This is a genomic window from Halomonas sp. Mc5H-6, assembly GCF_024124705.1.
Classification (GTDB): domain Bacteria; phylum Pseudomonadota; class Gammaproteobacteria; order Pseudomonadales; family Halomonadaceae; genus Vreelandella; species Vreelandella subterranea.
The window spans coordinates 48,851-67,203 of sequence record NZ_JAMXSI010000014.1 but is presented as its reverse complement, the minus strand read 5'-3'; the positions used below and the strand labels follow the sequence as shown (position 1 = coordinate 67,203).

General features: G+C 56.7%; 19 protein-coding genes. 15 read left to right on the top strand and 4 right to left on the bottom strand.

Features of this window, described 5'->3' with window-relative positions; all coding sequences use genetic code 11:
* Window positions 1-5: 5 nt before the first annotated feature.
* The 3 genes from NH395_RS16105 to fliF are packed head-to-tail and all read right to left on the bottom strand — an operon-like array spanning window position 6 to window position 3,526.
* Complete coding sequence (locus NH395_RS16105) at window positions 6-776, bottom strand: flagellar assembly protein FliH (protein ID WP_253026295.1); 771 nt, start codon at window positions 774-776, stop codon at window positions 6-8.
* Window positions 769-1,776, bottom strand: coding sequence for a flagellar motor switch protein FliG (gene fliG, locus NH395_RS16100; protein WP_085917554.1), 1,008 nt, complete (start codon window positions 1,774-1,776; stop codon window positions 769-771). Before fliG ends, NH395_RS16105 begins: the two co-directional genes overlap by 8 nt.
* The gene (gene fliF, locus NH395_RS16095; protein WP_085917555.1) at window positions 1,769-3,526 is read right to left on the bottom strand and encodes a flagellar basal-body MS-ring/collar protein FliF; all 1,758 of its coding nucleotides are present in this window, start codon (window positions 3,524-3,526) and stop codon (window positions 1,769-1,771) included. Before fliF ends, fliG begins: the two co-directional genes overlap by 8 nt.
* A gap of 255 nt (window positions 3,527-3,781) precedes the next feature.
* Between fliF and fliE the strand changes: the two genes are divergently transcribed.
* Complete coding sequence (gene fliE / locus NH395_RS16090) at window positions 3,782-4,111, top strand: flagellar hook-basal body complex protein FliE (protein WP_066318923.1); 330 nt, start codon at window positions 3,782-3,784, stop codon at window positions 4,109-4,111.
* Between the two features lie 75 nt (window positions 4,112-4,186).
* Here fliE and NH395_RS16085 read toward each other — a convergent pair whose 3' ends face one another.
* Window positions 4,187-4,549, bottom strand: a complete 363-nt coding sequence (locus tag NH395_RS16085; RefSeq protein ID WP_253026293.1) for a flagellar protein FlaG — start codon at window positions 4,547-4,549, stop codon at window positions 4,187-4,189.
* A gap of 334 nt (window positions 4,550-4,883) precedes the next feature.
* Here NH395_RS16085 and NH395_RS16080 point away from each other — a divergent pair, with 334 nt between their 5' ends.
* The 14 genes from NH395_RS16080 to NH395_RS16015 all read left to right on the top strand — a co-directional run bounded on the left by NH395_RS16080 (window position 4,884) and on the right by NH395_RS16015 (window position 18,328).
* Window positions 4,884-6,575 carry an HD domain-containing phosphohydrolase gene (locus tag NH395_RS16080; protein ID WP_085917557.1) on the top strand — a complete coding sequence of 564 codons (1,692 nt, stop codon included), beginning with the start codon at window positions 4,884-4,886 and terminating at the stop codon, window positions 6,573-6,575.
* Between the two features lie 184 nt (window positions 6,576-6,759).
* Window positions 6,760-7,176: a flagellar export chaperone FliS gene (gene fliS, locus NH395_RS16075; protein WP_085917558.1), complete on the top strand. Its 417-nt coding sequence runs from the start codon at window positions 6,760-6,762 to the stop codon at window positions 7,174-7,176.
* Window positions 7,177-7,183: 7 nt separating this feature from the next.
* Complete coding sequence (locus tag NH395_RS16070) at window positions 7,184-7,591, top strand: flagellar protein FliT (RefSeq protein WP_085917559.1); 408 nt, start codon at window positions 7,184-7,186, stop codon at window positions 7,589-7,591.
* A complete protein-coding gene (locus tag NH395_RS16065; RefSeq protein ID WP_199284414.1) occupies window positions 7,588-8,904 on the top strand; it encodes a flagellar hook-length control protein FliK in 1,317 nt (438 codons plus the stop codon). Before NH395_RS16070 ends, NH395_RS16065 begins: the two co-directional genes overlap by 4 nt.
* Window positions 8,891-9,181, top strand: coding sequence for an EscU/YscU/HrcU family type III secretion system export apparatus switch protein (locus NH395_RS16060; protein WP_066318940.1), 291 nt, complete (start codon window positions 8,891-8,893; stop codon window positions 9,179-9,181). Before NH395_RS16065 ends, NH395_RS16060 begins: the two co-directional genes overlap by 14 nt.
* Window positions 9,182-9,289: 108 nt before the next feature.
* The gene (gene flhD, locus NH395_RS16055; RefSeq protein WP_085917562.1) at window positions 9,290-9,622 is read left to right on the top strand and encodes a flagellar transcriptional regulator FlhD; all 333 of its coding nucleotides are present in this window, start codon (window positions 9,290-9,292) and stop codon (window positions 9,620-9,622) included.
* Entirely contained in the window at window positions 9,619-10,161 is a 543-nt protein-coding gene (gene flhC / locus NH395_RS16050) for a flagellar transcriptional regulator FlhC (RefSeq protein WP_253026291.1), read from the top strand. Before flhD ends, flhC begins: the two co-directional genes overlap by 4 nt.
* A gap of 66 nt (window positions 10,162-10,227) precedes the next feature.
* On the top strand, window positions 10,228-11,097 hold the full coding sequence (gene motA, locus NH395_RS16045; RefSeq protein ID WP_199284416.1) for a flagellar motor stator protein MotA: 870 nt from the start codon (window positions 10,228-10,230) through the stop codon (window positions 11,095-11,097).
* Window positions 11,094-12,074 carry a flagellar motor protein MotB gene (gene motB / locus NH395_RS16040; protein WP_253026289.1) on the top strand — a complete coding sequence of 327 codons (981 nt, stop codon included), beginning with the start codon at window positions 11,094-11,096 and terminating at the stop codon, window positions 12,072-12,074. The genes motA and motB overlap by 4 nt, the downstream gene beginning before the upstream one ends.
* Before the next feature lie 46 nt (window positions 12,075-12,120).
* On the top strand, window positions 12,121-14,235 hold the full coding sequence (gene cheA / locus NH395_RS16035) for a chemotaxis protein CheA (RefSeq protein ID WP_253026287.1): 2,115 nt from the start codon (window positions 12,121-12,123) through the stop codon (window positions 14,233-14,235).
* The gene (gene cheW / locus NH395_RS16030) at window positions 14,232-14,729 is read left to right on the top strand and encodes a chemotaxis protein CheW (protein ID WP_066318954.1); all 498 of its coding nucleotides are present in this window, start codon (window positions 14,232-14,234) and stop codon (window positions 14,727-14,729) included. Before cheA ends, cheW begins: the two co-directional genes overlap by 4 nt.
* Before the next feature lie 124 nt (window positions 14,730-14,853).
* Complete coding sequence (locus NH395_RS16025) at window positions 14,854-16,125, top strand: methyl-accepting chemotaxis protein (RefSeq protein ID WP_253026285.1); 1,272 nt, start codon at window positions 14,854-14,856, stop codon at window positions 16,123-16,125.
* 218 nt (window positions 16,126-16,343) lie between these two features.
* Window positions 16,344-17,213, top strand: a complete 870-nt coding sequence (locus tag NH395_RS16020) for a CheR family methyltransferase (protein ID WP_085917698.1) — start codon at window positions 16,344-16,346, stop codon at window positions 17,211-17,213.
* 53 nt (window positions 17,214-17,266) lie between these two features.
* The gene (locus NH395_RS16015; protein WP_199284419.1) at window positions 17,267-18,328 is read left to right on the top strand and encodes a chemotaxis response regulator protein-glutamate methylesterase; all 1,062 of its coding nucleotides are present in this window, start codon (window positions 17,267-17,269) and stop codon (window positions 18,326-18,328) included.
* The last annotated feature ends 25 nt before the right edge of the window (window positions 18,329-18,353 follow it).

Genomic DNA, 18,353 nt, shown 5'->3' with positions numbered 1-18,353 from the left:
AGCCCCTATGACGACGTCGACGACTTGGGTGGATTGGATTGGCGCTTGCGCTCCTGGGCTTGCACGGCTTGCCAGCGGCTCTCGAAGGTGGCATCGAGCTCGCCTTGAGCGCTGGTCACCCGGCATCCGCCTCGGGCCAGTTGATCATCGGGCTGGAGTTTCCAGTTGGCGGCTTCAAGCTCAACCCCGAGGTGCTCTGCGACAATCGCGTGGTCATCAGGGTTTAGCCACAGCCGCTGTTGGCCGACAAGCGGGGGGTCGGTATGCAGTAGCTCGCGTACCAGTGTCAATATACGCTCGGGCGTTTCATTCAGTGCCTCGGCAGCAAGCTGTTTGCCTGTTGTGGTGGCCAACGCCACCAGATCATGGGCAATGGCGTCGTCAATTTGCGTGAGTGCGTCCGAAAACTGCTTGGCAAGGTTGCCAAGCGGAGTCAAGGTGTCTTTTATTCGCTGAGCGAGTTCCTGCTCGGCCTGCTGGCGGCCTTCCTCAAGGCCTTTTGCAAAGCCCTCTTCATGACCGCGAGCGAGGCCAGCCTGGTAACCGTCAGCTTCGGCTTGCTCGCGTAGTTTGTCGTATTCTGCCTGGCGCGCCTGTTCTTCGCGCCGCTGTGCCTCCTTGGCGGCTTTCTGAGCGGCGTCGATCTTACGCTGGTGGGACGATGCCGACGCTGAGGTCTCATGTTCGCCAGCGCCGGCCGGGCGGAGGAGCTCATCCATCTGCCAGCGCCGCCACTGTTGGTGACGATCGAACTGCGGCGATTGGGTCTCAGACATATTCATCATCTCCTCCTGCCAGGACGATTTCACCCGAATCCGCCAGGCGGCGCACTACCTGAAGAACCGTCTTCTGCTCGGCTTCAACCTGAGACACGCGAATGGGCCCGCGGGCTTCCATGTCCTCGCGGACCAGGTCAGCAGCACGTTGAGACATATTGCGCAGGAACTTGTCCACCAGGGCGTCCTGGGCGCCCTTGAGGGCGATCACCAGCGAATTGGTCTCGACTTCCTGCAGGACCATCTGGATCGCGCGGTTGTCCAGGTCGAGCAAGTTCTCGAACAGGAACATCTCGTCGATAATTTTTTGTGCCAGATCTTCGCTGTGGGAACGTACGGTTTCGATCGCCGTTTCTTCCTGAGACGAATTCATCAGGTTGAGAATTTCCGCTGCCGTTCTTACGCCACCCATTTTGCTGCGCTTGAGGTTCTGGCCATCGAGCATGCTGGAGAGGACCTCGGTCAACTCCTGCAGGGCGGCGGGCTGAACGCCACTGAAGGTGGCGATACGTAATACCACGTCGTTGCGCTGTTTCTCTTCAAACAGTTCAAGCACATCTGACGCCTGGTGACGATCCAGATGGACCAGGATGGTGGCAATGATCTGCGGGTGCTCATCGCGGATGAGCTCGGCGACCATCGAGGCTTCCATCAGGTTGAGCGAGTCGATCCCGGAGGTCTCAGCGCTGCTTTCCAGGATGTCTTCAATCAGGCTGGACGCGCGGTCGCTGCCCAGCGCCTTGGTAAGCACCGAGCGAATATGCTCGCTGGAGTTAAGGTTGAGCGCGACAAACTCTTCCGTCTCTTTATGGAATGCCTCAAGCACCGCTTTCATGTCGTCGTGGGAGACTTGCTGAAGGCGGGTCATTTCCATACTGATTTCCTGGACTTCCGAGGCGTTCATGTACTTGAACACTTCAGCGGCGCTGTCCTCGTCCAGGGCGAGTAACAGGATGGCGCTCTTGCGGGCGCCGCCCATATTGGCAACTACATTACTCATTGGCATTCATCCAGCTGCGCACGATCATCGCTACCATGCGGGGATCCTCTTGCGCCATTTCGCGCAGGTCGTTGAGGTTGTGCTCGTACAGCGATGTCTTGCGCCGGCGTTTCGGCTTTTGGTATGTCTCGTCGGCGTCTTCTTCGTTTTCTACCGACTCATCTTCATCATCCCCAACCCGAGCCTGAACGCCTGCGCCAGGCGTGGCTGTCGACATGACAGGCGATTCGGTATAGCGCTTGATGAGCGGTCTTAGTATCAGCAGGTACAGCAGCAGCGCGGCAAGCGCGACGAGCAGGTAACGGCCCAGCTGCGCTGCCAGCTCAAGAGTCCCCTGACGCTGCCACCACTCGGGCGTTTCACGGGTGTCCTCTTCCATATCGACAAACGGGGTGTTGACCACATCGATTGCGTCACCGCGCGCTTCAGAGAAGCCCATCGACCGGCGCACCAGGCGCTCGATCTGTTGCACTTCCTCGTTCGAGAGAGGCACCTGCTCTGGCTCACCTTCTTCGTTGATGGTTTCACGGTAGTTCACGACAACCGCGGCCGTCAGGCGCTCAACGCGACCCAGCCGGTGTTGAACGTGCTCAATACTGCGGTCAACTTCGTAATTGACGACATCGTCTTGCTGCAGGTTGCGAAGGGCATCTTCAGGGGCTTCTTCGCCGTCTTCGTCACCTTCACCGTCCTCATCAGGCTGATTGATGGGGGAGGGCGCTGTTCCAGGCGGGGTGTTGCTGAGTGCGCCAGGGATGCCGGAGCTCAGTAGGTTTTCACCGTCATACGACAGGCTTAACTGGCGGCTGCGAACGGCGGCTTCGTTAGGCGGTTGATTGGGGCCGTAGCGTTCAGACGTTTCTTCCCGCTGGGAGAAGTCCACCTGAGCGGCTACCTGAGCGCGCACGTTTTCTTCGCCGAGAATCGGTGTGAGGATGTTCTCGATACGCCGCTGATAAGAACGCTCGACCTCAGCCAGATATTCCAGTTGGCTACCATCAAGGTCATTATTGCCGCCGACGTCTGCCGACAGTAAGCGGCCATTTTGGTTGACCACGGAGACATCTTCGGGCGCCAGCTCAGGCACGCTGCTCGATACCATGTGAACAATGGCGCTAACCTGGCCATCGCCAAGTACGCGCCCGGGCAACAGGGTCAGTACCACCGAGGCTTTCGCGGGCTCTCGATCGCGAATAAACACCGAGGGCTTGGCCATCGATAGGTGAACACGAACGCCTTCTACAGGCCCTAATGACTCAATGGAACGGCTTAGCTCACCTTCCAGTCCCCGTTGATAATTGACCTGCTCGGCGAACTGACTGATCCCGAACGCCTGGTTGTCCATGAGTTCCAGGCCAACATTCCCCCCCTGTGGGAGGCCCTGCTCAGCAAGATAGAGGCGCAGAGAGTGCACCTGATCGCCGGGAACCATCAACGCCTGACCGTTGTCGCTGAAGCGATAAGGCACGCCGCGACCATCAAGTTCGGTAATAATGCGGCCGCCGTCCGCCTCATCAAGATTGTTGTACAGCACGCGATAGTCGGGACTGCTTGCCCACATCATCAGGACGGCAATCACGGCAATGGTCGCGGCGCCAGCCACCAGCAGAGCGACAAGCGGATTGCCGCGCAACTGAGACAGCACGCGGTCAGCAAAGGAAGTTTTCGTATTATCATTACCTGCGCCGTCACGAGCTGAGGGCGTGGTAGTGTTCGTCTGACGGCCCGCCGCAGCACCCGCTTCGCTCATGAATCCCTCCCTTGGGACAAGCAAAACAGGTAGCTGCCCAGGCACATCACCATAGAAGGCATAGGCTAAATTCCGTCAATCGCGGTTATCCGCCGAAAAGATGAGGCGTAATTATGATGAACGCCATTATCCGGTGGCTGGGCAACCATAAAGGAACGAAAAGCTTGGCTTTTTGTACGTAATTGTCCGTATGAGCTTTGTCATACTGGTGATAGGCTTCGTACGTTCAGCCATTTTACTGCTTGAGGCGATAACATGAGTACTCCTGCAATACAGGCAACGCTGCAGCAGATGCAGGGGTTGGCCAGCCAGGCGGCAAATCAGCCAATGCAAAGTGGTGCACTTGTCCAGTCGGCAGGGCATGGCAGTTTTGGCGGTGAGCTGCAGGCGTCCATTCAGCGCATCAATCAGCTAAAGCTGGATGCCAACAACAAGGCGAAGGCGTTTCAGGCGGGGGACCCCAACCTCGAATTGGCGGATGTCATGATTGATATGCAGAAGGCGAGTGTTGCCTCTCAGATGGGGTTACAGGTGCGCAATCGCCTGGTGTCAGCCTACCGGGATGTTATGAATATGCAGGTGTAACCCCGTAACGCACTAACTGTTTGTGCTACCTCTGTTGATTGCGGTCTGTTAGTAGCGGGTTTTTGTGTCAGTGGTTCAAGCTTCCAGCGAGATGAACCGGCCGCGCATTTCCTGTAGCTGTTCGGCAATGCGGATAACTTCCTCGGCAGGAATCTGTCGAATAACGTCACCCGAATCACGATCAACCACACGAGTGATGACCCGCGACAAATCTTCGCTGATTTCAAATTCTATCCCCCGCTCTCGCATCACTTCATTAATGCGCTGGATGGGTTCAACGAGCTCCCCGGCAGTGGGTTCAGCCTGCTGGTTCTCGCTCAGCTGGCTTCCGGGGGCAGAAAGGACCTCTAATGCGTCGTCAAGACGCTGGCGCGGCGACAGCATATTCAACTGAGTCGTCTGAGCGAGGTTGATTGCGTCAATGCTGGATGAGTTCATGGTGCGTATTCCCCTGTTTTTTGTACCTGCCCCCAATGGCCAGCGCTGGTTGATAAGTTCTTCTGGCATGAGGCCTTATTGGAGCGACTTTTAGGCTCTTGCATCTAATACTTACGCTATGTTGATCGGCCCTGCTAACGATAACTTTAGTGTCGGCAAAGCAGTATTGGTGGATAAGTTAACTTTGTCACCCTGTTTAGCATAGTCGCGTTTAGGATAGTCGCTAAGCGAAACCTTGCATCGAAGGGTGGCGCATCCTTGTTGTCGTCAGCTTCTGGTATTGTGTAGCGCTTTGCGCATAATCCGCTGAGGCAATGGGAGAGGTAAGGAGAGCATGGTGGCCCTTGAGGAAGAATATGAGCGAGTTGCAAACCCGGTAGCGGTGGCGTCGCTGTTGGATACATTGGTGGAAAGCGGCGGCGCGTCGCTTTGCTTGGAGGGTGATGATAGGCGACCGGAACCGGTCGTGCTGATGGAGCAGCACAAGGGCGAAACCCTGGTATTGGATCTTTCGTCGGTAGATTACCTGCTCGGTCGTCTTCAGCAGGGTGAGGCGTTTTATCTGGTGGGGGAAACGCAAGGTAAGGTGCTGCGCACACCGTTGCTATCGTTGACCGAAACTCGCCGTTCTGGTGGGCGTTTTCTGTGCTGCAGTGATTATCCGTCGTATCTGGACGTACTTCAGCGGCGTGAGGCTTTTCGCGCTGAGCTACGCATTGGCATGCCCGTGGCCGCCAACGTCAGCATGCCAGGCCAGGAGGCTATTCATGGCGAGCTGCGCGACTTATCCCAGCAGGGTTGCCAGTTGGAGCTGCCAATGACGGCAAGCGGCATGCTGTCAACCGCTGAGGGGCCATTGGATATTGCCTTTGAATTTCCCGATGGGACGCACTTTGAGATTCAGGCCTTGGCTCGCCATCAGCGCCCGGACCCGGAGCGAAATTTGCTGCGCGTCGGGTTTTATTTCGGTTCATGCAGTGCCGATCAGGAGCGTCAGGTCTGGTATTTCGTATGTGAAATCGAGCGCGAGTCGGCCCGTTATGCCAAAGAGGATCGTGAGGGGCGCCAGCCATCGCCCTTGTTTACCTCGCCAGCTGGGCGAGTGGGTGCCGGTGAGCATGTCGGGCGACGCGACGTAAAGCGCTATGCCACGCCCATGGCTCGCCGCCTGGTCAAGGTTGCCGCTTTCCTGGATGGGCAAATGCTGTCGCTGCAGCAAGGAAGCGATATCGACTCGCGCCAGCTTTCCTTATACGCCGACCGGTTGATGGGGCTGCATGAAGAGGATCGTGAATCGCTGCTTTTCGCTTGTCGGTGTCTGTCGCCCGAGCCGCTGCTGGTTCGCCATGGTATTGCCGTGGCGGTTCACTTGCTGGATTTGGTAGGCGCTGGTATGCCCCGCGATGTGCGCAAAGCGGTCGTGGCAAGCGGCCTGGTTCATGATCTGGGAAAGGCGCTGGTGCCTCAGGTGTTGTTCAAGGCGGCTCACTTCGAGGCGACGCATCGCCAGGCATTGAGCGAACACGTTTCGCTTGTGTTAGAGCGATTGGAGAGTTGCCAGTGGCTGTCTCAGAGTGTTGCGTCTGCCGTGATCGGCGGTATCAACGAGCGCATGGACGGTAGCGGCTATCCAGACGGTGTGTCGGGAGAATCGTTGAACGAGCTTGCCAAGGCCAGCGCCATTGTGGATGTCGCGGAAGCCCTACGGCGCGACCGAAGTGATCGTCCCGCGAAAACGGCACAGCAAATTTACCGCCATCTGTTGACCCATTCCCAACAGTTTGACCCACACTGGATCAAGCGTTATGTGGGGCACTTTAAGTCCTTGCCGGTTGGCGCCTTGGTGCGCTTTTCCAGTGAGCAGCTGGCGTGGGTATTGCGTATTGATGAGGAGGGTGATCTCACGGAGGTTCAGCTGGCGACGTCAGCGAATGCACCGATGCGCGATAACCTGGGTGAGACAATACGCGGTAATGTTGTCGAGAAGCTGGGGCGTCCGGTGAGCGAAGTGGCCGTCTCGACATAGCCATGGCGCTGACAGAGGGCTTACAAGCGCCAGACAAAGAAAAACACCTTGAAGCACTAAAGTCGCTTTGGCGCTCGCCGATAATCAATTAAGGCAGGCATTCCCAGCGATATGCTTGATGCTTGCCGGTAATTTGCTTAGTGGCTGGCCGCATCCGGTCGCCACGGGATGAGGAGTAGCACGTATGACGTACTCGCGCGGTGCAGCCGCCTATGGCCGAGGAGCCAATGCGTATGCAAGGGTTGGCGTTGAAAGCGGCGTGATGTCGGCTGATCCCCATCAGCTGATCGTTATGCTTTTTGATGGTGCGCAAGCCGCCATTCGCGCCGCCCGTATCCATATGCAGGCGGGTAACTCGGCTGAGAAAGGGCGGTCCATTTCGAAAGCGCTTGATATCGTCAACAATGGCCTGGCGGCGGCACTTGATCGCGAGCAGGGCGGCGATATTGCAGAGCAACTAGGCGCTTTGTACAACTATATTGCACGCCTGTTGTTGACAGCTAATTTGCGCAATGACGAAGCGAGCTTGGACGAAGCCGAGCGGCTGCTTGAGGATATTGCCTCTGCATGGCGCGAAATTGGCCAACAGCAATCTGCATGAGGCACTAATGGCGGCTTCCACCACGACGCGAGATGACGCGCAACAGACGCTCATTGATACCTATACAGCGCTACTCGACAGCGTTATGTATATGCACGAACTGGCCGATAATGATCAGTGGGCAGAGTTGATCGATCAGCGGACTCACTATGTCCTGCTGGTTGAAAAGTTGCGCGAGCTGGACTCCTCGGTGACGCTCGAGTCTGCTGCGCAGCAGCGTAAAGCAGAGCTGCTGGAAGCGATTCTGGAGCAGGACGTGGAGATCCGTCGGCAGCTTATTGCCCGTCGTGATGAGTTGGGGCGGTTAATCAATGTGTCTCAACGTCAGCGCAATTTACACCGTGCCTATGCGCCACAGCAGGCAGGTGGTAATGAGCTTGGCGGTAATGATGACCAGGCGCCGAGGTCGTCGTGAGTACCATTAATCCGCTGATCGATACCCTGCTTCATCAGGTGCTGGGGCGCCGGGGCGATGTGTCGAACCAGCGGTTAATGGATCAGCCGATTAAACCGGTAGTGCCGGGTGAAGGCCCGCGCGCCCTGATGGGGGATGCGCGGCTGGATGGACGTGACCCTGCTTCTACAGCGCTGCGTGATACAGCACTACGGGATATGAGGGGTTTGCCGTCTCAGCTTGACGGCGGGCGACAGCCTCAGCGAGGTGATGCTCAGGCATTGCCGCCTGGCTCAACTCAGACCCACTTTAGCCCAGCGGCACGCAGTATTGCGGATGTATTGCTTCGCTTTCCCGCGCCACCCACCGTCATGCGTGCCGAAGCGCCGTTGATGAATGCGGCCGAGTCACCATCATCGACACAGTTGGCGGCGCGGCTTGAAGCCAGCGTGCGGGACAGTGGCCTGTTTTACGAGGCACATCTCAAACGCTGGTTTCAAGGTGAGGCCAATCGGCAGCAGCTATTGAGAGAGCCGCAAATGCAGCCTGGTCCGCGCGCCTCGGTACCAACGCCTTTGGCGTCGACAGCGCTGGGTGCAGGTCTGGTGCCGCAAGGTGGTGGGAGTGGAATATCGTCATCCGGTATGGTGCCCGGCGCCACCTCGCCATTGCTGGTAGCGCCACCGCCGCCGGGTAACGCCGCTATCCTACCCAACACATCGTTAATACCTGCAGCCAGTGAATCTGCGGCGGCGCGTGCCCCGGTGGTTAACACACCCGCTACGATTCAGTCGCCGGTGGGCAGTCCAGGAACATTTAACACGGCTGAACTCGCCCCCCATGCGAAAGAGTCGCCACAAGCGAACATTGATGCGCGTTTGGCCCGCGACACCACCCTGGATGTCATGCCCAATCGCCAGCCACGCGAAGTGGTGCATGAAAGTCTGCAAAGCTTGGTGCGTCAACAGCTTGAAATGCTGGTGACACCCACGATCCGGTGGGAAGGTGACGTGTGGGCGGGTATTTTCATGGCGCTGGCGATTAATCTGCCGACACGTGGGCAGCATCAGGAAGACGGCGAAGAGCAGCGGTCGTCTGATGATAGCTGGCAGTCCGATATGCAGCTTGATGTGCCTGGTTTTGGTGCTTTTAGCGTGTCACTGCGACTCTATCGAGGTGTCTTGAACATCGACTTAACCGCCAGTGAAGCGCAAGTGCATCAACGCCTTGAGGCCGGCGTTCCTGCGCTTGAGTCGCGTCTGGAGGCGCTGGATCTGCGCAAGGTTCAGGTGCGTGCACGCTACGTCGAGGAGGCCCCGGATGTCTTCGGATGAATCGCGGCGTCAAGCGGTGGCGTTGGCTTATCAGGATCATGAACGAGCGCCACGGGTAGTGGCCAAGGGCTATGGCGATCTGGCCGAACGCATCATGGCCGAGGCACAGCGTCAGGGCATTTATGTGCATGATGCGCCGGAGCTTGTCGCGCTATTGATGCAACTGGATTTGGATGCAGAGATTCCTGCCAACCTGTATCAGGTGATTGCTGAACTGTTGGTATGGGTATTTGAATTGTCGGAGGCTGGGCTACACAAGCGTGAGAAGGCTGAGTAGCCAATGTAAACGTGGTATGCAACCATGAAGTTTGGGTCAGTATGAAAAAATCACTCATGGCGCCATTACCACCCTAATAGAGGCGTCAGTTTCGTCCGATAGGCCACTATGAGTCAAACCAGCTTTCTCGATGAAATACAAGAAATCAATTTAGCGTACTTGCTGCTCGCACAGCGCTTGTTGAGTGAAGACCGTGAGGCCGCAATGTTCCGTCTGAAAATCGACGGTGAGGTGGCGGATCTTATCCTATCGCTCAATGCTCGGCAGCTGACGAAGCTGTCGCGGACCAACCAGTTGATTTGCCGGTTCGGTCAGGCAAGCGTCGAGCGATTGAAGCAGGTGACAGCCAATCCGCGTGATCAAGGCCTCGCAAGCCTGCATGCGTCACTGCTGCTGGCTGGTGAGGAGTACGAGTCGATGCCGCCGGAGGACAGCACGTGAGTCAAAAAAGCTTGGTAGACGAAATGCACCAGGTGCAGCTCGCTATTGAGCTGATTGAACTTGGGGCAAGGCTGCAGGTATTGGAGACGGAGACAGAGCTAAGTCGCACACGTCTCATCAAGCTGTACAAAGAGGTAAGAGGGATGTCGCCGCCAAAAGGCATGCTGCCGTTTTCAACCGACTGGTTCATTACCTGGCTGCCCAATATCCACTCCTCTTTATTTTACAACATTTATACCAGCTTGGTGGAAGAAGCTGACTGTGAGCGGATTGATGCCTTCGCGAAGGCCTATCGGCTATACGGCGAACAGATTGATGTTGAGGGCGTAGAGCCGGTGTTGGGGCTGACGCGCGCCTGGACGCTGGTACGTTTTTTTGAGAGCGACTTGCTCCAGCTGACGCCGTGTACCCGTTGCGGAGGTCGTTTTGTTGCTCACGCTCATAACCCGATGCACGACTATGTCTGCGGCATTTGCCAACCGCCCTCCCGGGCCGGCAAAACGCGGCAGATGTGTAAATCGGCATCAAACATAACGTGATTTTTTGACGTAACGGGTCGCCGTTGGTTCCGTTATAGACCATTGAAATAGTGAAGGACACTGCCTGTGCTGATCCTCTTAGGTTACATCGTCGTATTACTGTCGGTATTTGGTGGCTACGTGCTGGCGGGGGGCAGCATGGGTCCCCTGTTTCAGCCGCTTGAGTTGTTGATGATCGGAGGTGCCGGGGTAGGGGCTTTTCTTGCTGCCAACAACGGCAAAGCGATCAAGGCCACCTTCAAAATCATGCCCAAGCTGAAGCGCACGAAAAAGTACAACAAAGCCATGTACATGGAGTTGATGGCGCTGCAGTACAAGCTGCTTTCCAAGGTTCGTCGTGAAGGCATGCTGGGGATAGAGCGAGATATCGATAACCCCCAGGAAAGCCCGCTGTTTCAAGAGCACCCTACGGTGTTGGCAGATCCTCATATCATGAACTTCCTTACCGATTATCTGCGCCTGATGGTCAGCGGCGGCATGGAGCCCATGGAGATTGATGAGCTGATGCTGCATGAAATTGAGGCCTTCGAACAGGAAGCTCACATCCCTATCGACGCGATTTCCAAGGTCGGCGATGCGATGCCTGCCTTTGGCATCGTGGCGGCGGTAATGGGCGTGGTGAAAGCGCTGACTTATGCTGATGCCGGCCCAGAGCAGATGGGGGAGATGATCGCCCAAGCGCTGGTGGGTACCTTCCTTGGGATTCTGCTGGGTTACGGGTTTATCAACCCGGTAGCCAGCACGATCGATCGGCAGGCGAAAGAAGCGGAAAAAATGCTCCAGTGTGTTCGCGTGACGCTTCTGGCAAGCCTGCATGGCTATGCCCCTCAGCTGGCGGTGGAATTTGGCAGGAAGGCGCTGCACAGCACTGAGCGTCCTACCTTCAACGAGCTGGAAGACTACGTACGCGACGCGAAAAAGGCTGGTAGTGCATGAGTGCGGCGGGAGATAAGCGGCCGATCATTATTCGGCGCAAGAAAGTCGTGCATGCGCACCACGGTGGCGCATGGAAAATAGCCCTCGCCGATTTCATGACTGCACTGATGGCGCTGTTTCTGGTGCTATGGATACTCAGCGTGTCCAGCGAGGAAGAGCGCCAAGGCGTCGCTGAATATTTCAGTACACCCTTGACGACCGCTATTACCGGTGGTGACCGCTCCGGAAGTACGAGTGCGATTCCTGGCGGCGGCCCTGATCCAACGCACAGCGATGGTGAACGCGCACGCATTGATTTAAAGCAGGCAACGCGGCCTAGCGAGCAGGAGCGACGCTTTTTCATGGATGTCCAGGAGCGTATCGAGCGCGCGATTGAGCTCGATCCTGAACTACGCGAGTTGCGCTCACAGCTGCGTTTTGACCTGACTCGCGAAGGCCTGCGTATTCAGGTGCTGGATACCGAGCAGCGACCCATGTTCGAGTTGGGCAGCGACCAGGTGGCACCCTATATGCGTAATCTGCTGCGAACCATTGCGCCGCTGCTCAATGAGCTGCCCAACGACCTGAGTATCGGGGGGCACACGGATAACGTGCCTTATGCCGGTGGCTATCGAGGCTATAGCAATTGGGAGCTGTCGAATGACCGGGCCAACGCCTCCCGCCGAGAGTTGGTTGCGGGAGGACTTGATCCGGGTCAACTGTTGCGTGTTTCCGGCTATGCAGACCGGGTGCTGCTGCCCGACACTGCACCCGACGACCCGATCAATCGACGCATTGAGTTGATCGTGTTGTTACCCGAAATTGCCGAGGCCATTCGCAATCCGGTGGTGATGGAAACCGATGTTTCCACGGTGCTATCAGAAACTGCGGAAGACGCAATTGGTGTACCTGAAGAGGCGACTCCAGCGGAAAACCCAGAGCAAGCGATAGACCCAGAACAGCCAGACTTAGAACAAGAGACAACGAGCGCCGAATAACGCTGCGCTTGTGCTAACACTTTGACGTGAAGGTAGGGGATGGTGCATGGATATAGCCGATTTTTTTGACACCTTTTTTGAAGAGGCAGAAGAGCTGCTCGCGGATATGGAGCAGCATCTGCTAGAGATTGATGTGGATAATCCTGACAGCGAGCAGCTCGACGCTATTTTTCGTGCCGCACATTCGATTAAAGGTGGCGCAGGCACTTTCGGATTTGGCGTTCTGCAAAACACCACGCACATCATGGAAAATCTTCTGGATTACGCGCGTAAAGGGGAGCTAGCGCTGCGGGCTGACCTCGTTGATACATTTTTAGAGGCCAAAGACATTATGCACGAGCAATTAAATGCCTATCGCAACGAGGAAGAGCCTAATCAGGAAACGTATGAGCGAATTTGCCAAACGCTGCAGCAGATAGCCCTCGAAGAGATCGGACAGTCCCTCGAAGCGCCCGCTGAAACAGCATCGTCGGCAGAGTCAACGGAAGAGGCGTCTGCCGATGGTTCCTCTGCAGGTGACGCATCAGAGACAAATAGCACGCGTCATTTGAAGGTGGCGCTGATCAATGTGGATGACAAGGATCGTCTCCTGCTGGTCGAAGAGTTGGAGCAGCTGGGCGATATCGAGTCCCAGTCGGGCGACGATAAGCGCTACGAGGTCGTGCTCAGTGGTAGCGTCAGTGCTGACGATATTGAAGCGGTCATGTGTTTTATTATCGAGCCCGACCAAATTGATATCCAGCCACTTGCATCGGGCGAGGTGAAAGCAGACCCGCAAGCTGCCCAGCCTGAAGCCGAGCCAACGGCCGACCAGGAAACCGCGCCACCCGCGTCATCAACGGAACAAAAAGCGTCACCGTCGGCACCTGCCAAAGCCGAGACTGGCGATGGGCAGGCCAAGGGTAAAGCGAAGAAAGCCGCCCCCGAGTCCTCGTCGATACGTGTATCGGTGGACAAGGTCGACCAGATTATCAATCTCGTCGGCGAGCTGATCATCACCCAGTCGATGCTCGATCAAACGGTCAGCGACCTCGGGGAACAGTCGGGTGCCAACAGCTCGCTGCAAAGCGGCATGAGCCTGTTACAACGCAATGCCCGGGACCTGCAGGAATCGGTCATGTCGATCCGCATGATTCCCATGGAGTTTGTGTTTAGCCGTTTCCCAAGGGTCGTACGCGATACCGCCGGTAAGCTGGGCAAGGAGATCGAGCTTGTCACCGAAGGCAAATCCACCGAACTGGATAAAAGCCTGGTAGAACGAATTACCGATCCGTTAACCCACCTGGTACGCAACAGCCTTGATCATGGCATTGAAATGCCCGATGTGCGCGAGTCGATCGGCAAACCGCGCACCGGCAAGCTGACCCTGGCTGCCCGCCATCAGGGCGGCAACATCCTGATTGAAGTGCGTGACGACGGCGCTGGCCTTGATCGCGACCGCCTGCTTGCCAAAGCCAAGGAAAACGGCCTGAATGTATCCGACACAATGTCGGATGAAGAGATTTATCAGCTGATTTTCGCACCGGGTTTCTCCACCGCCAACGAAGTCACCGATGTATCGGGGCGTGGCGTCGGTATGGACGTGGTGAAACGCAACATCCAGGGCATGGGTGGGCGTGTCGAGATCCAATCCAAAAAAGGTGAGGGCACCGTCACGAGTATCGTGTTACCCCTGACACTGGCCATTCTGGACGGCATGTCGATTAAAGTGGGGGGGGAAACCTTTATCCTGCCGCTTTCCACCGTGTTGGAGTCTTTGCAGCCCAATAAAGATGACATGTATGCCATGGCGGGTGACGACGTCGTCCTCAAGGTGCGCGACGAATACCTGCCGGTGATCGCCATTCACGAAGTGATGGACGTCGAAAATGCCATTACCGACCCGACCAAAAGCATTGCGGTGATTGTGCAAGGTGAGGGACGTCGCTATGCCATGCTGGTCGATGAGCTGGTTGGCCAGCAGCAGGTAGTGGTCAAGAACCTGGAAGATAACTACCGCAAAGTGCCTGGCATCTCTGCGGCCACCATTCTTGGCGACGGTAGCGTAGCCCTGATTCTGGATATTTCCGGCTTGCATCGACTGAGCCGGGCAAAAAAAGAGGCTGCAAAACCAGCCAAAACGCAAACCATGTCTTTTTACAAGGAGTCTGAACCGTCATGAGCCAAGCAAACGATAGGGCGGTCCTCGCGACTGAAGCGGATAACAGCGAATTTCTGGTGTTCTCGCTAGGTGACGAAGAGTACGCCATCGATATTCTGAAAGTTCAGGAAATTCGCGGCTACGAGAACGTAACGCGCATTGCCAACGCACCTGACTTCATTAAAGGGGTGACCAACTTGCGCGGCGTGATCGTGCCGATCGTCGACCTGCGCATCAAGTTCCACCTCGAAAATGTCGAGTACGGCGGCCAAACCGTGGTGATCGTTGTCAACGTGGCTGACCGGATTGTGGGTATTGTGGTTGACGGCGTATCCGATGTCATGACGCTGACGCCCGACCAGATCAAGCCTGCCCCCGAGTTTGGCGTCACTCTGTCTTCCGATTTCCTTAGCGGACTCGGCAGCCTTGACGATCGCATGCTGGTGATCGTCGATATCGACAAACTGCTTACCAGCGAAGAGATGGCCTTGGTGGACGGCGCCAGCCAGAGTTAAAGAAAGTTGACGCACAGGGAAGAGTGTCCAGGGATCATGCGGTCAGCGCCCTCACCGCAATGGAGTGAGGGGGCGCTTCTGGCGATAAGGAGTGCGGTAGGTGGGGCAGGTGATACGGCAAGTAATGAATAACATGACCGTCCGGCTGAGTTGGGGACTGGTGCTGGTGACGCTGTCGACGATGGTGCTGGTGGCGTGTGGTATCGGCCTTTATGCTCTCCATCATGGGGCAGATATCGTGCAAAACAGTAGCGATCTAGCCTCCCAGCAGCAGGCGTTTACAGCGTTCGCCGAGCAAATACGCTGGAGTCTCCTAGCCGTGGTGCTGGTGACGCTCACCACGGTAGTGGCAGTGGTTTGGGGGGTGGCAGCGAATGTGCTGCGTCCTTTGGACAATCTGGTGGGTTACTTCGAACGCATGGCAAAAGGCGACTTAAACCAGCAGATTACCGCGCCTGGTAATAACGAAATTGGTCGTCTTTACGTTGCGATGGCCCATATGCAAGCGTCGCTGTCGCAAACGGTGGGTGTCGTCCGTACCAGTGGTGCGTCAATTTTTGAGCGCTCGCAACAGATCGCCAGTGGCAACAACGATCTTTCATCACGCACTGAGCAACAGGCGTCCTCATTGGAGGAAACTGCTTCCAGCATGGAGCAGCTTGCCTCAACCGTTGGCCATAATGCGGATAACGCCCGCCAGGCAAGTCAACTGGCGGAAAATGCCACCCTGACGGCACGGCGCAGCGGCGAAGAAGTTGGCGAGATCGTCGATACCATGCAGGACATCAGCGCCAGCTCGCACCAGGTCGCCGATATCATTACCCTTATTGATAATATCGCCTTCCAGACGAATATTCTGGCGCTAAACGCGTCCGTAGAAGCGGCGCGGGCTGGCGAGCATGGTAGAGGGTTTGCGGTGGTTGCACAGGAAGTTCGCAGTCTCGCCAGCCGAAGCGCCAGTGCGGCTAAGGATATTCGAACCCTGATCGACACCTCGTTGAGCAAAGTCGATGTTGGTACTGAGCGGGTCAATCAGGCCGGTAAGACAATGCAGAACCTGGTGGCCGCCGTGCAGCGGGTCAGCGACATCATGGACGAAATTGCGGCTGCTTCCGAAGAGCAGAGCAATGGTATCGGTCAGGTTAACCAGGCCGTGGCGCAAATGGATCAAGTGGTTCAGCAAAATGCCGAGTTGGTGCAACAAGCCGCCTTCAGTGCGAACGAGTTGGAAGACGAAGCCGGGCGACTGCGCGAAGCCGTTGAACGTTTTCGTGTTGCCGAGTCGCAGACGGCTTCCGCAAGCAAGCCACGCGCAGCCACTTCGCTGCCCGCTCAGTCCCCCCGTCCTGCCGCGCCAGCTTCAGCAGCAACAGCGGATGAATGGGAAGCGTTTTAAACACTAAAGACGTACTGCAAACGCGCTCAAGTCAGCGGGTTTCAAGCCGATAGTATAAAAGCTGGAGTCAATAGCACTTCGACCAGAGGCATGCCGCTCTATCAGGCGGTGTGCCTCTGGTGCCAGCAGTCGGTTGTGTTTCAGACTCACCGTGTCGTGCAACCCCCGTTGGCTGACAAGTAGGCGGGTCAAGGCTTTGTAGAGGAGTGGCGCATATTTTGACCGAGCAACGTGAACGAGTCGACATCGGCCAATGGGCATCCGGCAGCCAGATCGAGCGCGACCTGGAACTGACGGATGCCGATTTTACCCGTGTACGTGAGTTGATTTATCAGCGCGCAGGCATTGTGCTGGCCGAGCACAAGCGCGAAATGGTCTATAGCCGTTTAGCGAAACGGTTACGTCACCACGGGATGACTCGGTTTGGCGACTACCTCGCGCGCCTTGAGCGTCAGCCGGATGCTAAAGAGTGGGAAGCGTTTACCAATGCGCTAACCACCAACCTCACGGCCTTTTTCCGTGAGGCCCACCACTTTCCGCTGCTGGCTGAGCATATAAAGGACAAGCAGGGGCCTGTATCGGTGTGGTGTTCGGCTGCGTCCACCGGTGAAGAGCCTTACTCGATTGCCATGACGCTGCTCGAAACGCTGGGCGGACGAGCTTCCCAGTCCAGCGTCATCGCGACGGATATTGACACTGACGCCCTGAACAAAGCGCGTAAGGGCGTCTATCCCCAGGAACAGGTGCGCAAGCTTGAAGAGGCGCGGGTAAAGCGTTTCTTCCAGAAGGGCACCGGCAACCATCTCGGGTTGGCCCGCGTGCGACCTGAAGTATCTTCGCTGGTCGAGTTTATGCCCATGAACCTGCTGGCGCCCCAGTGGCCTGTCAAAGGCCCTTTTGACGTGATCTTTTGCCGGAATATCATGATTTATTTTGATAAAGACACCCAGGCAAAAATTCTTAAACGTTTCGCGCCCCTGCTCAAGCCCGACGGCCTTCTGTTTGCCGGTCACTCGGAGAATTTTTCCTACATCAGCGATGCTTTCAAGCTACGTGGGCAAACAGTTTATACCCTGGCAAACAAATAAAACGCCAACGTGCCTTAGTGCGGCAAACGGCTTGACGGATAAGGAGGCGTGCTTTGAGTGCAGCCAAAATAAAAGTGTTATGTGTTGACGACTCGGCGCTGATTCGCGACCTGTTGACGGAAATTATCAATACCCAACCCGATATGGAAGTCGTGGCGGTAGCGCCTGATCCGATTGCCGCCCGCGACCTTATCAAGCAGCATAATCCGGATGTCCTGACGCTTGATGTTGAAATGCCGCGCATGGACGGGCTGGACTTTCTCGAGCGCCTGATGCGTCTGCGTCCGATGCCGGTATTGATGGTATCGTCACTGACCCAAAGCGGTTCGGAAATCACCCTACGGGCGTTGGAGCTTGGGGCGCTGGACTTTGTTGCCAAGCCCAGTTTGGGTATTCGCAGCGGGATGATGGATTACGCCAACGAGATTGCCGAAAAACTGCGTGCGGCGGCGCGTTCTCGCCCTCGCCAGGCGCGGCATAAAAATACCCCGCCGCCTGCCCAACTCAAAGCGCCCATGGTATCGAGTGAGAAGCTGATTATTATCGGCGCTTCCACTGGCGGTACCGAAGCAATCAGGGCAGTGCTCGAACCGCTACCCGCCAACGCGCCGGCGATTTTAATTACCCAGCACATGCCGGGTGGGTTTACGCGTTCGTTTGCGGAGCGGCTGGACCGGCTATGTCGCATTACCGTCAAGGAAGCCACCGACGGCGAGCGTGTGCTGCCCGGCCACGCCTATATTGCCCCCGGAGACCAGCACCTCAAACTGGCGCGCAGCGGTGCCAACTACGTCGCCCGGCTTGACGACGGACCACCGGTCAATCGCCACCGCCCCTCGGTGGATGTGCTATTTCACTCTGCCGCCGACCAGGCCGGCAAAAACGCCATTGGCGTGATTCTTACCGGCATGGGCAAAGATGGAGCCGCCGGGCTGCTGGAAATGCGTCAGGCTGGATCAGCCACCATTGCTCAGAACGAGGAAAGCTGTGTTGTCTATGGTATGCCCCGAGAAGCAGTTGCCATGGGCGCGGCCGCTGATGTCACGGCGCTGGATGAGATTCCAGAGAAATTAATGTCGCTGATTGCCGCGTCGGGGCGGGCACAGCGGGTATAACGACAAGAATGAGTCATCCTTGGCT